The organism is Shewanella sp. ECSMB14102 (genome assembly GCF_000813075.1).
Lineage (GTDB): Bacteria > Pseudomonadota > Gammaproteobacteria > Enterobacterales > Shewanellaceae > Shewanella > Shewanella indica.
The window spans coordinates 85,339-98,789 of the sequence record NZ_JWGX01000016.1; the positions used below are offsets into that span (position 1 = coordinate 85,339).

A 13,451-nucleotide genomic window follows, 5' to 3' on the forward strand; every position below is an offset into this window, starting at 1 on the left:
ATCAATCTTTCTCCTGTGCGCTGAGCGCCTTCTCTTTGGCCTTTTGTTTGGCTTTGGCTACAGCCCTGGCAATACGCGCCTGTTTGCTGTCGTCGTCTGCGGTTTGTTTTGTCGCTTGGCTTGCGACTTGGTTTACTTTGGCGCCTTGCGCTGATCCCACGTCATTATTATCGGTCGCAGTTGATTCAGATGCCGCCGCAGCTTTTTTGGCCTTGGCTTTGGCAACCGCTGCCGCGATACGGGCCTGTTTGCTGTCGTCTGCGGTTTGTTTTGTAGCTTTTGCGACTTGGTTTACTTCGGCGCCTTGCGCTGATCCCACGTCATTATTATCGGTCGCAGTTGATTCAGATGCCGCCGCAGCTTTTTTGGCTTTGGCCTTGGCAACCGCTGCCGCGATACGGGCCTGTTTGCTGTCATCGCTTGCGGTTTGTTTTGTCGCTTGGCTTGCGACTTGGTTTACTTCGGCGCCTTGCGCTGCTCCCACATTATTATCGGTCGCAGTTGATTCAGATGCCGCCGCAGCTTTTTTGGCCTTGGCTTTGGCAACCGCTGCCGCGATACGGGCCTGTTTGCTGTCGTCGCCGGTTTGTTTTGTAGCTTTTGCGACTTGGTTTACTTCGGCGCCTTGCGCTGATCCCACGTCATTATTATCGGTCGCAGTTGATTCAGATGCCGCCGCAGCTTTTTTGGCTTTGGCCTTGGCAACCGCTGCCGCGATACGGGCCTGTTTGCTGTCATCGCTTGCGGTTTGTTTTGTCGCTTGGCTTGCGACTTGGTTTACTTCGGCGCCTTGCGCTGCTCCCACATTATTATCGGTCGCAGTTGATTCAGATGCCGCCGCAGCTTTTTTGGCCTTGGCTTTGGCAACCGCTGCCGCGATACGGGCCTGTTTGCTGTCGTCGCCTGCGGTTTGACTTGTTTCGGTGGCAGTAGCTTGAGCTTCGCGAGAGTCAGTATCTGCCTGGCCTGAGGCTGCAGCGGCCTTTTTCGCCTTGGCACGGGCGATAGCCGCTGCTACTTGAGCTTTTTTGTCCGCGCCAGGTGTTGTGCCTTCAGCTGCATTATCTGTCGTCACATCAGCAACTTCTTTGGCAGCAGCAGTGCCTTGTGCTGCGGCCTTTTTGGCCTTGGCCCTGGCAATCGCTGCGGCGACATCGCTCTTTCTCTTGTCTTCCTTTGGCTGGATAACTGCCGGTTCGGCGGTTTCGGCCGCTTTTTCTACCGGTTTAGCAGCGGTCGCCACAGAGGCTTCGGCGGCTTTTTTCGCCTTGATCCTGGCCATAGCCTCGGCTACGGCATCTTTCTCACCACTGCCCATGGCGGCGCGGCGCTTATCGGCTGCGGCTTTGGCCTTGGCTTCCCGCGCCTGTTTCTCGGCCTCCAGCCGTTTGAGCCTGGCATCGAATCTCTGCTTGGCCTGCTCGGCCAGCTGTTTCTCTTCGTGATTACGCTTAATGGCCGCCTTGGCAATGCGATAATACTCCACCAGAGGAATATCCGATGGGCAAACATAGCTGCAACAACCGCACTCGATACAGTCTCTGAGGTTGTAGGCGCTGGCCTTGTCGTATTCTTCGGCTTTACTGTGCCAATAGAGTTGCTGGGGCAATAGCGACGCCGGGCATACCTGAGCACATTCTCCGCAGCGAATGCAGGCCTTTTCCTCGGCCGGTGGGCTGATTTCGCTGGCCGATGGCACCAAGACACAGTTACTGCCCTTGAGCAGCGGTACTTTGATAAGGGGCAGGGTGTAGCCCATCATGGGGCCGCCTATGATGACGGTATCCTGACCGCTGGCGGTAAAACCGCTTTGCTCCAGTATATGGGCTATGGGCGTGCCCAGTGGCACCCAGTAATTACCCGGCTTGGGAATATTGCCGCCGGTCACAGTGACAACCCGCTCTATGAGAGGCTTGCCCTGGCAAACGGCTTCGCGAATGGCGAAGGCGGTGCCTACGTTGTGCACTACTATTCCCAGTTGCGCCGGAATGGCGCCGGAAGGCACTTCTTGTCCGGTAATGATCTGGATCAGCTGCTTTTCGCCGCCGGAAGGGTATTTGGTCGGGATCACAGTGATCCTGATGCTGCCCTTAGGCAGATGGCAGCTATCCAGCGCCTGCTGCATCGCCTGAACGGCTTCGGGCTTGTTATCCTCAATGGCGATAATCACCCGTTTGGGATTTAGCAGCCCGTGAACAATTTCAATGCCGTCCAGAATTTCGCTGGCGTGTTCGCGCATCAATCTGTCATCGGCACTGATATAAGGCTCGCATTCCACGCCGTTGATCAACAGCAGTTCAATTTCACTGGCGGGGTTGAGTTTGATGTGAGCCGGAAACATGGCACCGCCCAATCCGGCTATCCCGGCTTGGCGAATGCGGCTGAGGATCTGCTCGCGGCTCAGTGCTGAGACCTCTTGCTGCTCAAAATCTATGGCTTGATCCTGGCCGTCGGCTTCCAGCACACAGGTCAAGACCGGCAGGGCAGAAGGGTGGTTGCTCGGTCTTTGCTCTATGGCGCGAATGATGCCTGAGGTGGGGGCATGCACCGCCAGATACATGGCGCTCAGTCCGCGGGTCAGCGCCTGGCCCTTGAGCACTCTGTCGCCCACTTTGACTTCGAGCACGGCGCTGTCACCAACCTGGGGCACAGGCAATAAGAATTCGCTGGCAAGTGGTAGACGCCCAATAGGACTGCCGTTGGAGAGGTCTTTCATCTGCGGCGGATGAATTCCGCCGGTCAGGCGCCACTGAGTTCCTTTATCCAACTGTTCGAGTAATGTCAGCACGGCTTATCCTCTTCCACCAACTTCACTGGAATTGCGTTAAGCTGCCAGTCCCAGGTTTTCAGATCCTGTTTCACCGGGATCATATCGATACAATCCACAGGGCAGGGTTCAACACAGAGATCGCAGCCGGTGCAGTTGCTGGTCAGGACTGTGTGCATCAGCTTGCCCGTGCCTATGATGGCATCTACCGGACAGGCCTGAATGCACTTGGTACAGCCGATACACTCATCTTCGCGAATATAGGCGACCTTTTTGACCTGGGTTTCAACACTGGCATCGAGAGGCTCGGGATCGACCCCCATAAGATCGGCCAGTTTCTCCATAGTGGCGGTACCACCCGGCGGGCAGCGATTGATCTTCTCGCCGTTGGCTATGGCCTCGGCGTAGGGGCGGCAACCAGGGTAGCCGCATTGACCACATTGGGTTTGTGGCAACAGGGCTTCGACCTGATCCACTATCGGATTGCCCTGAACTTTAAACTTCTCGGCGGCGAAGCCGAGTAAAACGCCGAATACCAGCGCCAGCAGAGACAATAAAATGACTGCAATTAGCATGGAAGACATAACTCTATTTGACTAAACCGGTAAAGCCCATGAAGGCCAGCGACATCAGGCCGGCGGTGATCATGGCGATGGCGCTGCCTTTGAAAGGTGCGGGCACATCAGCCGCCGCCAAACGTTCGCGCATTGCCGAAAACAGGATAAGCACCAATGAAAAGCCCGCGGCAGCGCCGAATCCATAGACAGCACTCTGCATAAAATCGTGGTTTTCATTGATATTCAGTAAGGCTACGCCCAACACGGCACAGTTGGTGGTGATAAGTGGCAGATAGATCCCCAGCGCCCTATGCAGAGTCGCACTGGTTTTCTGCACCACCATTTCGGTGAACTGTACCACCACTGCGATAACCAGAATAAAGCTCATGGTACGCAGGTAGCCGAGCTCGAAGGGCAGCAGCAGATACCGGTTAACCAGGTAGCTGAGAATGGCGGCCAAGGTCATGACAAAGGTAGTTGCCATGGACATGCCTATGGCTGATTCCAGCTTGCTGGATACCCCCATAAATGGGCACAGCCCAAGGAATTTCACTAATACAAAATTGTTGACCAGCACAGTGCCAATCAACAACAGGAGATACTCACTCATCTCATTACAGGTGTTGTGACTTCTTGGCGGTTATTATCAGTGTTTCAGTGGTCATAAACAACATATAGAAAGCAGGGTTTACCTTCTTTGCGCCCTTAATGAGTCATAAACGGCATTAATTTCTGTTCATTTCGGCGAGGTCCAGCTGTTGGGGCCTGGCAATGTAGAAGCCTTGCATACCATCAACCAACAGTTTTTCGACGACCATTTTCTCTTCCTGGCGCTCTATGCCGCAGGCTATCACCTTGACACCACTGCGGCGGGCCACATCGACCAGCATGCGGACAAAGAACTGGTTATTGGTATCTTCATCTATTGCCTGGGTATAGCTGGGATCCAGTTTGATATAGTCGGGGCGCACCTCACGGAAGAATTTGAATGAGGTAAAACTCATGCCGAAACGCTCTACCGATACCCGGCAACCGACGCTATGCATGGCGCGAACAAACTTGTGACTGGCGGCCAGGTTACCTTGCATGCCTGCTTCGTTGATTTCGAACACCAGTCTTGAGGCTAATCTCGGATGTTTGGAGAGCAGATCTTTGGCCCAGGCAATAAAGCTTTCTTTGGAGGCTGAGCCCGGGCTCAGATTGACGCCGATATTACCGCTGAGGTTTGGCAGGCTCTGCAGTAGTTTCAAGGCGCTGAGTAGCACCAGTTTATCCAGCTCTTGGCTCATGCCGTGACGTTCGGCCATGGCAATCACTGTGGCTGTCGGTAGAAACTTGCCTTCACCGTTGTAAAAGCGTGCCAACAGCTCACGGTAGCCATCTACCTCGCTGCGACAGGGTTGAATGGGCTGTTGGTAAAATTTGAGTGCCCGGCGCTTCAGCAAGTCTTCAATGGCCAGTTTCCAGCGGTTATCGCCGAGTGTTTCATTCAGCAAATTTTTATCCTGGAATTGCACTGCATTCGGACCCAAGGTTTGCGCCACATTGGCGGCGGTATCGGCCATGGCAAGAGTGCTTATGGGATCTTTGTCGCTGGCGTAGGCCACTATGCCGCTATGGGCGATGGAGTCGGTTTGCAGTTCTGCTTGGTATTCTTCCAGCTCACGCTTGAGCTGGGTGGCAAAGGTTTGCGCGTCTTTCAGCACAATTGAGGGGACAAAGATGGCAAAGTCAGTACTGGCAATGCGAAAGCTTTCGCTGTTGTTGTAACCCTGGAGTGCCCGGCGAATACAAACCGCGACGCGGGCAAGATAGTCATCGCCGCCCTGACGGCCGCGCAGTTGATTGATATGGGCAAGCTCGGTGGCTTTTACCAGGATTAGCACCCCAATCTGGGATTTGCCGGAAAGTGATAACTGTTGCAGTTTTTCGGTGAAGTGTTGGCGGGTGCCAAAGCCGGTTATCGGATCTTCGTAGGCGAGTTTTTTCAGCGATAGGTTTTCTGACTCAAGTTTCTCAAACCGCTGTTTTATCAGCTGCCGACTTTGTTCCAATGCTTGCCCCAAGGGCCTGAGCTCACCCCGAAAGCGGCTCTGCGCCAGCGCATTGAATTCACCTTGAGACATTTTTGTCAGATATTCGGCTGCATATTTAAGGACACTATTGTGGCGTTTCATCATCAAGGCAAAGATTAACGCCAATACCAAATAAAGGGGTAATAAGCGCAATCCGTCAAGCCAGAGGGTATGGATCCCTTGTTCTCGAAGAGGGCTGAGGTCGGGCTTAAGTAACACTCGCCCGGAAGCGAAGCGGTATTGGGATTCGAGTTGCAATGGCAGTAGATAATATTGCCAGTTCATCTCCGGCAGGAAATGTCCTCGAGTGAGATTATTCTGACCATCGACGTCATCAGTATATTGAAAAAACTGCAATGACACTTTGTCTTGTAATTGCCGGTAAAAGATAGCGGCATCATCTGCGCCCTGGGCTTGCTCCTGCGCTTGTTGTAATCGCTGTAACAGGACATCAGCTTGCTGCTGCAACACCTGTCGTTCCTGTTGCAACAAGACCAAGCCGGTTGCCAGAAAGCTCAATAACAGTAACAGTTGAAAAAAGCGCGAAATGCCCATCTTTTCCAGAATTCAGACCAGGTTAAAGGGATGTCAGAATTGTATACGTATTTGTTATAAATACAAAACGCAGGAAGAGATAAGATAAGGTGGCTCCCCTGACTGGATTCGAACCAGTGACATACGGATTAACAGTCCGCCGTTCTACCGACTGAACTACAGGGGAATTGAAATTTTCAGGGGCAAAATCGAAGTGGCTCCCCTGACTGGATTCGAACCAGTGACATACGGATTAACAGTCCGCCGTTCTACCGACTGAACTACAGGGGAACAGATTTCGCTCAGGTTAATCTTGAAGTGGCTCCCCTGACTGGATTCGAACCAGTGACATACGGATTAACAGTCCGCCGTTCTACCGACTGAACTACAGGGGAACAGATTTCAACTAATTAAATTGGCTCCCCTGACTGGATTCGAACCAGTGACATACGGATTAACAGTCCGCCGTTCTACCGACTGAACTACAGGGGAATAGATTATTTAGCTAGGATTAACCTATTGTTTTCAGGTGACTTGCGTAAATTGGCTCCCCTGACTGGATTCGAACCAGTGACATACGGATTAACAGTCCGCCGTTCTACCGACTGAACTACAGGGGAATCGTTATTTATTGCTTGTCTCGCTGAGAACGGAGCGCATAGTAAATCGCTCTGTGGGTAGAGTCAACTCGCAGCCCCAAAAAAAGTGTCATTAAGCTGTTAATTGCTTATCTAATGCTCATAGTGATGGATAAAACTGCTTTGGGGAGATTTTTTGCTTAAAAAATAACGGCTAAACACAGATATTCCGTGTCATTTCAATCAAAGCGGGTTTCATTGGAAGGCCAAGGTGCGTGAGTTTCGGCGGCTTTTGCCTGTCCACAGGGCTGAAATCTGACAAGCAGGAGGTTTTTGAGCAATTTACCTGGAGTCTAACTCGTCATGAAAGCAGCGCAATAAAGGTGCAATTCAGCTGCTTTGAGTTCATTTTGGTGCATCTTACCTTTCAAGGTGAGTGCCACACTTTCATATGTTCTTTTATTACAAAAGATCCAGCAACATGCATTGGCTTACACTGCTTGCCGCAATCCCTCATGGTTACAGGGTTAGACTGACTTATCCACTAAATCTGTGGATAAACCTGTGAGCTTCCCGACTTTATGGGCTGCAAACCCTTGTGGCATCTGCATTGAACTTAAATTGGTCAGTTTGAATGGTTAAAAAATAAATTCAATCAAAACAATTAGATGTGAAAGTCAAGCTGCTTTGGTTTGCTTGGTGTTTTTTGTAACAAAGCTGTAAGGAAGTATCTGCCGATCCTTGTGCATTAAATCTACCTGTTTGACTTATTTGGGTGGAATTCCCGCCTTCGACCGCCACATCTGTCGTCTTGTTGCTGAGTTTCAGCACAAGCTGCTACTGACATCATGTTGGCAGGAGTCTTGTGGCTTTTGGCTTGGCCTTATCTGGCTCAATGGGTAAAATAAACGGCTTAACCGAAGGAGCATTAAAGTGTCAGCTACGCCGTTTCGCTTGGAGTCTCAGTATTCCCCTGCAGGAGATCAGCCCACCGCCATTGCCAAATTGATTGATGGACTGGAATCCGGGCTCGCTAATCAGACTTTGCTGGGGGTAACCGGTTCAGGAAAAACTTTCACTATTGCCAATGTGATTGCCAATCAGGGGCGGCCAACCATCATTATGGCACCCAACAAGACTTTGGCGGCGCAACTCTACGGCGAGATGAAAGAGTTTTTCCCCCATAATGCGGTGGAATACTTTGTTTCTTACTATGACTACTACCAACCGGAAGCCTATGTGCCTTCGACCAACACCTTTATTGAGAAGGACGCTTCGGTCAACGCTCATATTGAGCAGATGCGACTCTCTGCCACCAAGGCCTTGCTGGAGCGGCGTGATGTGGTGTTGGTGGCCTCGGTCTCAGCCATCTATGGTCTTGGCGACCCCGACTCTTACATGAAGATGCTGCTGCACCTGCGCCAGGGCGACATCATGGGCCAGCGGGATATACTGCAGCGGCTCAGCGAGTTGCAATACAGCCGCAACGATATTGAACTGCAGCGCGGTACCTTCAGGGTGCGCGGTGAAGTAATAGATATCTTCCCGGCCGAATCGGACCGGGATGCTATTCGGATCGAGTTGTTCGATGATGAGATAGAGCAGCTGTCGCTATTCGACCCTTTGACCGGTCAGGTGCGTAAACGCATTGCCCGGGCCACGGTTTACCCCAAGACTCACTACGTGACCCCGAGAGAAAAAATATTGGCGGCCACAGAGCAGATAAAGGCCGAGCTCAGAGAACGGCGCCAGCAGTTACTGGACGCCAACAAGCTGATTGAGGCACAAAGGATCAGTGAGCGGGTGCAGTACGATGTGGAGATGATGACAGAGCTGGGTTATTGCTCCGGTATCGAAAACTACTCCCGTTATCTCTCCGGGCGTGCACCGGGAGAAGGGCCGCCGACTTTGCTGGATTATCTGCCGCCGGATGGTCTGCTGATCATCGACGAGTCCCATGTAACAGTGCCGCAGATAGGTGCCATGTACAAGGGCGACCGTTCGAGGAAAACCACCCTGGTGGAGTACGGTTTTCGCCTGCCATCGGCACTGGATAACAGACCGCTCAAGTTTGAAGAGTTCGAGTCCTTGATGCCGCAGACGATTTATGTGTCGGCCACACCGGGCAGTTATGAACTCGAACGCAGCGGCGGCGATGTGGCCGAGCAAGTGGTCAGGCCCACAGGTTTGTTGGATCCTGAGCTGGAAGTGCGGCCGGTGGCGATTCAGGTGGATGATCTGCTCTCTGAGGCCAATAAACGCATTGCCGTCAATGAACGTGTGCTGGTGACCACGCTGACCAAGCGGATGGCGGAAGATCTTACCGAATATCTCGATGAACACGGGGTTAAGGTGCGTTACTTGCACTCGGATGTGGATACCGTGGAGCGGGTGGAGATCATTCGCGATTTACGTAAGGGGGTCTTCGACGTGTTGGTCGGCATCAACTTGCTCAGGGAAGGGCTGGACATGCCGGAAGTGTCTCTGGTGTGTATTCTCGATGCCGATAAAGAGGGTTTCCTGCGCTCCGAGCGCTCACTTATCCAGACCATAGGCCGCGCCGCCCGTAACATTAATGGCAAGGTGATCCTCTACGCCGATAAGGTGACCCCTTCAATGGCCAAGGCCATGGATGAAACCAATCGTCGCCGCGAGAAACAGCACGCCTTCAACCTGGCCAATGGCATAGTGCCCAAAGGCTTGGTGAAGAAGATAACAGATGTTATGGATGTGGGAGATTCCCCTTCATCGGCAGCGCCGCAGCCGGGTGCCCGTAAGGTGGCAGAGCGCAGGTCGGCTTATCAGGTGGACGCTGCCAATCTGGCGCATGAAATCGACAGGCTGGAAAAACAGATGCACCAGCATGCCAGGGATCTGGAGTTTGAGCAGGCCGCTGCACTGCGTGATGAAGTGGCAAGGCTCAGAGAGGAGCTTATCAAGGCCTAAATCCCTAAAATTGACCCATTGACAAAGAACCCGGCAAAAGCCGGGTTCTTTGTGCTGTTTATCTATCAACGGCTTTAAAAAGCCTGATTTAAAAGCCTAATTTAAAAAAACCTATTGAAATGCTTGAGCTTGGTATCAAAGTTTTAGTGCTTTATAGGTACTCTGTCGCCATAAACCAAACAGTGCGATACCGCCAATCAGGCCAACAAGATGCGCTTCAACCGCGACTCTGGCACCAATCAGGGCGCTGACTTCTGAAGCCGCGCCTTGCCATTGCTCCCAGCCGACTTTGGCAATAACGCCAGCAAGCAGCAGGTAACCCGAGTTTCGACCGCTGCGAATATCGGCCAGGGCGCCGAAGGCAAACAGGCCGTGCAGTATGCCACTTAGGCCCACATACCCCATAAGCTCAGGGTAGCAAAGATAAAGCCCTAAGCCTTCAAACAGACACAGTGCCAGGGTCAATATCAATACGCCCAGGGCGTTATAGTGTTCCTTATGCAGATAAAGGATCACCCAAAACCCGGCGAGGTTCATCAGCAGGTGCCAGAAGTTAGTGTGTAGCAGATTGCCGCTGACAAGCCGCCAAAGCTCACCTTGTTCTATGGCGCTGCGGCGAAAGGCCAATAGCTCAGTGAGCGGCAGAAAATACAGCAGCAGCGCCAGGGCTGTTAACACAACACCTGAAAAATAAGCGGAGCTCGGCTTCACGCTGTCTTGGCCGCCAGTATTGCCTGGATGCTGTCCGGTGTTGCCAGATACTCATCCAGCCCTTTTTGGCGCAGTAAACAGGCGGGGCAGGTGCCACAGCCTTTGCCAAGAATGCCGTTATAGCAGGTAAGGGTTTCATCTCTTACCAGTGGCAGTTGCTGGTATTTATCTGCCAGTGCCCAGGTTTCGGCCTTGTTGAGCCACATGAGTGGCGTAACCAAACGCAGCTGTCTGTCCATGCCTTGTACCAGCGCAGATTCCATTGCCTTGATAAAGTCATTACGGCAGTCCGGGTAGCCGGAGAAGTCAGTCTCGCAGACGCCTGTGATGACGGCATCGGCGCCTATTTGATAGGCATAGATCCCCGCCAGGGTCAGAAACAGAATATTGCGTCCGGGAACAAAAGTATTGGGCAGACCATTGTCCATCAAGTCGTTTGATACCGGAATATTGTCGCGGGTCAGGGCCGAGATGGCCAACTCATTGAGCAGAGTGACATCCAGCACCTTGTGACTGGCACTGCCGAGCTTTTGTGCCAGTTGCTTGGCAACTTCAATCTCCTGGCTGTGGCGCTGGCCATAGTCGAAGGTGATGGCATGTACTTCATCATACTGGGCCAAGGCCTGAATAAGGCAGGTGGTGGAGTCCTGACCGCCGCTGAAAACGACTATCGCCTTGGAAATAGTTGGTTTAGTGCTTTGGGGCGGCTCTGTGGTTTGCGGTGCGTTTGATTCTGATGACATAAGCGATTGATTGGATGAAGACATAAGCGTCTATTCAAAGGGATGACTCAATCGCCACAGTTTACCCTAATTTGGCCGACTGTCAGCGCCGACTGGATAAAAAACGGAAAATTCGCTCATCCTTGCGCTTGGGGCTAAATTCCTCTATAAATGCCGCCCCGGCAAATATGAGGAACCCCGATGTACTACCCCGTCAACGAAGTCTTTGAAACCCTGCAGGGGGAAGGTGTATTTACCGGCGTTCCGGCCATTTTTGTGCGTTTGCAGGGTTGCCCTGTGGGGTGTCCTTGGTGTGATACCCGCCAGACCTGGGACAAGCTTGAGCACAATCAGGTGAAACCTGCCGATGTGATCCGCACCGATGGCAGTATCGGCCGCTGGGCCGAGCATGATGCCAAGTCGTTACTGGAGGCGTTTAAACTGCAGGGATTCAATGCCAGGCATATAGTGATCACAGGGGGTGAGCCTTGCCTCTATCCGCTCACTGAAATGACAGAAGCATTTAATGCCGCAGGCTTTCGCACTCAAATTGAAACCAGTGGCACCTTTGAGGTGAATTGCAGCGCAGATACCTGGGTCACAGTCTCGCCCAAGGTCGGTATGAAGGGGGGGATGCCGGTACTGCGTCAGGCGCTGGAGCGGGCAAATGAGATTAAGCATCCGGTGGCGACCGAGGCTCATATTGAGGAACTGGATCAACTGCTGCAGGGATTGGATCTCAAAGACAAGACTATCTGCCTGCAGCCCATCAGCCAGAAGAGCCGGGCGACGGCGCTGGCGATGAAAGTCTGTATCGAACGCAACTGGCGTTTGTCTATCCAGACTCACAAGTATCTGGATATCGATTAATCTGTAGTGGTAATTGACAAAAAGCCGCATTGATGCGGCTTTTTGTTATCTGAAGCGCGCTCTTAGCAGCAGAGTTCACCTGTGGTTTCAAACAGCTTCAGTTTGTTTTGATACTGGCTGATATCCCCTATGTTGGCGGCTATCCACGCGGGGTTGTAATAAGTGTCCAGATAGCGCTCACCGGGATCGCAGATCAGGGTCACTATTGAGCCCTGGCGATTGTCGCGTTTCATTTCGGCCGCCAGCATCAGGGCGCCATAGAGGTTGGTGCCGGTCGAGGCCCCGGTCTTGCGGCCGATGATCTGTTCCAGCCAATGGATTGTCGCCACTGAGGCGGCATCGGGGATCTTCAACATGGAGTCGACCACCCCAGGGATAAAGGAGGGCTCGACTCTGGGCCGGCCTATACCTTCAATCTTGCTGCCTTGCTCACAGGTGATGGCCGCATCTCTTTGTTGAAAATAGTCATAGAATACTGAGTTATCCGGGTCGACCACACACAGCTTGGTGCAAAGCCGTTGATAGCGGATATAACGGCCTATGGTGGCCGAAGTGCCGCCGGTACCCGGGCTCATCACAATCCACTCGGGAATAGGGAAGGGCTCGCGCTGCATCTGATCGAAAATGGCATTGGCAATGTTATTGTTGCCGCGCCAGTCGGTGGCTCGCTCGGCATAGGTGAACTGATCCATATAATGGCCATTCAGCTCCCGCGCCAGCCGTTCAGACTCGGCGTATATTTCGCTGGAGTGATTGACAAAGTGACAACGGCCACCATAAAACTCTATCTGCTGTATCTTCTTGCGGGCGGTGGACGCCGGCATAACGGCAATAAAGGGGAGTCCCAGCAGTCGGGCAAAGTAGGCCTCGGAGACAGCTGTACTGCCGGAGGAGGATTCAATGACAGGAGTATCCTGTTTGATCCAGCCGTTACACAGGGCGTACAGAAACAGTGATCTTGCCAAACGGTGTTTGAGGCTTCCGGTTGGATGGGTGCTTTCGTCTTTAAGATAGATATCCACTCCGGCTACCGCCGGCAATTCCAGTTTAATCAAATGTGTGTCGGCGCTGCGCTGAAAATCGGCTTCGATTTTGGCAATTGCTTCGTTTACCCAGAGATCGGCCATTGTTGTTGTTCTTTCTTATAACAGGATGGTCTTAATCATAACCAAAGGTAATGACAATGGATAGCGAAAACTCAGGTGCATTGAGGCACAGACACAGGCTAGGCTATTGATTATTGTGGAATTGGATAGTTTAGGCGCAGATAAAACGTTTGCGAGTTTTATTAAAGGATAAAAAAGAAATGGTGGAGGGAGAAGGATTCGAACCTTCGAAGGCGGAGCCGTCAGATTTACAGTCTGATCCCTTTGGCCACTCGGGAACCCCTCCACATATTTTTGGAGCCAGACATTGGAGTGAAAGATGGTGGAGGGAGAAGGATTCGAACCTTCGAAGGCGGAGCCGTCAGATTTACAGTCTGATCCCTTTGGCCACTCGGGAACCCCTCCACGATTTCACTTTCGTGTCTTTTTAAATTGTAGGCAAATGGTGGAGGGAGAAGGATTCGAACCTTCGAAGGCGGAGCCGTCAGATTTACAGTCTGATCCCTTTGGCCACTCGGGAACCCCTCCTCAATTGCGGCCGCCATAGTAGTCAGAAACCTTTTTCATGTAAAGCCCGATTTTAAA

The 13,451-nt window shown here is 52.3% G+C and carries 9 protein-coding genes and 8 tRNA genes; 2 read left to right on the forward strand and 15 right to left on the reverse strand.

Annotation, left to right across the window (positions count from 1 at the left end; all coding sequences use genetic code 11):
• Position 1: 1 nt before the first annotated feature.
• From rsxC to RC73_RS07075, 9 genes are all read right to left on the reverse strand, one after another.
• Positions 2–2,788: an electron transport complex subunit RsxC gene (gene rsxC, locus RC73_RS07035; protein WP_039033979.1), complete on the reverse strand. Its 2,787-nt coding sequence runs from the start codon at positions 2,786–2,788 to the stop codon at positions 2–4.
• A complete protein-coding gene (gene rsxB, locus RC73_RS07040; protein WP_039033980.1) occupies positions 2,782–3,351 on the reverse strand; it encodes an electron transport complex subunit RsxB in 570 nt (189 codons plus the stop codon). The genes rsxC and rsxB overlap by 7 nt, the downstream gene beginning before the upstream one ends.
• Positions 3,352–3,355: 4 nt before the next feature.
• Positions 3,356–3,934, reverse strand: a complete 579-nt coding sequence (gene rsxA / locus RC73_RS07045) for an electron transport complex subunit RsxA (RefSeq protein ID WP_039033981.1) — start codon at positions 3,932–3,934, stop codon at positions 3,356–3,358.
• A 115-nt stretch (positions 3,935–4,049) separates the two neighbouring features.
• Positions 4,050–5,954: an EAL domain-containing protein gene (locus tag RC73_RS07050; RefSeq protein WP_039033982.1), complete on the reverse strand. Its 1,905-nt coding sequence runs from the start codon at positions 5,952–5,954 to the stop codon at positions 4,050–4,052.
• A 90-nt stretch (positions 5,955–6,044) separates the two neighbouring features.
• Positions 6,045–6,120: transfer RNA gene (locus tag RC73_RS07055), tRNA-Asn, on the reverse strand.
• A 28-nt stretch (positions 6,121–6,148) separates the two neighbouring features.
• Positions 6,149–6,224, reverse strand: a tRNA-Asn gene (locus tag RC73_RS07060).
• A 28-nt stretch (positions 6,225–6,252) separates the two neighbouring features.
• Positions 6,253–6,328 (reverse strand) — tRNA-Asn (locus RC73_RS07065).
• 21 nt (positions 6,329–6,349) lie between these two features.
• Positions 6,350–6,425: transfer RNA gene (locus RC73_RS07070), tRNA-Asn, on the reverse strand.
• A 52-nt stretch (positions 6,426–6,477) separates the two neighbouring features.
• Positions 6,478–6,553 (reverse strand) — tRNA-Asn (locus RC73_RS07075).
• 891 nt (positions 6,554–7,444) lie between these two features.
• On the opposite strand from RC73_RS07075, the gene uvrB reads away from it, so the two are divergent.
• The gene (gene uvrB, locus RC73_RS07080) at positions 7,445–9,457 is read left to right on the forward strand and encodes an excinuclease ABC subunit UvrB (protein ID WP_039033983.1); all 2,013 of its coding nucleotides are present in this window, start codon (positions 7,445–7,447) and stop codon (positions 9,455–9,457) included.
• Between the two features lie 135 nt (positions 9,458–9,592).
• Here uvrB and rrtA read toward each other — a convergent pair whose 3' ends face one another.
• The gene (gene rrtA / locus RC73_RS07085) at positions 9,593–10,135 is read right to left on the reverse strand and encodes a rhombosortase (RefSeq protein WP_235369974.1); all 543 of its coding nucleotides are present in this window, start codon (positions 10,133–10,135) and stop codon (positions 9,593–9,595) included.
• Positions 10,136–10,164: 29 nt separating this feature from the next.
• Positions 10,165–10,911: a 7-cyano-7-deazaguanine synthase QueC gene (gene queC, locus RC73_RS07090; RefSeq protein ID WP_052248045.1), complete on the reverse strand. Its 747-nt coding sequence runs from the start codon at positions 10,909–10,911 to the stop codon at positions 10,165–10,167.
• 180 nt (positions 10,912–11,091) lie between these two features.
• Here queC and queE point away from each other — a divergent pair, with 180 nt between their 5' ends.
• Positions 11,092–11,760 carry a 7-carboxy-7-deazaguanine synthase QueE gene (gene queE / locus RC73_RS07095; protein WP_039033985.1) on the forward strand — a complete coding sequence of 223 codons (669 nt, stop codon included), beginning with the start codon at positions 11,092–11,094 and terminating at the stop codon, positions 11,758–11,760.
• Positions 11,761–11,822: 62 nt separating this feature from the next.
• Here the strand turns inward: queE and RC73_RS07100 are convergent, their stop codons facing one another.
• From RC73_RS07100 to RC73_RS07115, 4 genes are all read right to left on the reverse strand, one after another.
• Positions 11,823–12,887: a PLP-dependent cysteine synthase family protein gene (locus RC73_RS07100; protein WP_039033986.1), complete on the reverse strand. Its 1,065-nt coding sequence runs from the start codon at positions 12,885–12,887 to the stop codon at positions 11,823–11,825.
• Between the two features lie 180 nt (positions 12,888–13,067).
• Positions 13,068–13,152, reverse strand: a tRNA-Tyr gene (locus RC73_RS07105).
• A 34-nt stretch (positions 13,153–13,186) separates the two neighbouring features.
• A tRNA-Tyr gene (locus tag RC73_RS07110) sits at positions 13,187–13,271 on the reverse strand.
• Positions 13,272–13,309: 38 nt separating this feature from the next.
• A tRNA-Tyr gene (locus tag RC73_RS07115) sits at positions 13,310–13,394 on the reverse strand.
• Between the last annotated feature and the right edge of the window lie 57 nt (positions 13,395–13,451).

What these genes read in the sequence shown, in the direction of transcription:
- rsxB (WP_039033980.1), bottom strand. Translation starts at nt 3,351, where the DNA reads ATGTCTTCCATGCTAATTGCAGTCATTTTATTGTCTCTGCTGGCGCTG.
- rsxA (WP_039033981.1), bottom strand. Translation starts at nt 3,934, where the DNA reads ATGAGTGAGTATCTCCTGTTGTTGATTGGCACTGTGCTGGTCAACAAT.
- RC73_RS07050 (WP_039033982.1), bottom strand. Translation starts at nt 5,954, where the DNA reads ATGGGCATTTCGCGCTTTTTTCAACTGTTACTGTTATTGAGCTTTCTG.
- queC (WP_052248045.1), bottom strand. Translation starts at nt 10,911, where the DNA reads ATGTCATCAGAATCAAACGCACCGCAAACCACAGAGCCGCCCCAAAGC.
- queE (WP_039033985.1), top strand. Translation starts at nt 11,092, where the DNA reads ATGTACTACCCCGTCAACGAAGTCTTTGAAACCCTGCAGGGGGAAGGT.
- RC73_RS07100 (WP_039033986.1), bottom strand. Translation starts at nt 12,887, where the DNA reads ATGGCCGATCTCTGGGTAAACGAAGCAATTGCCAAAATCGAAGCCGAT.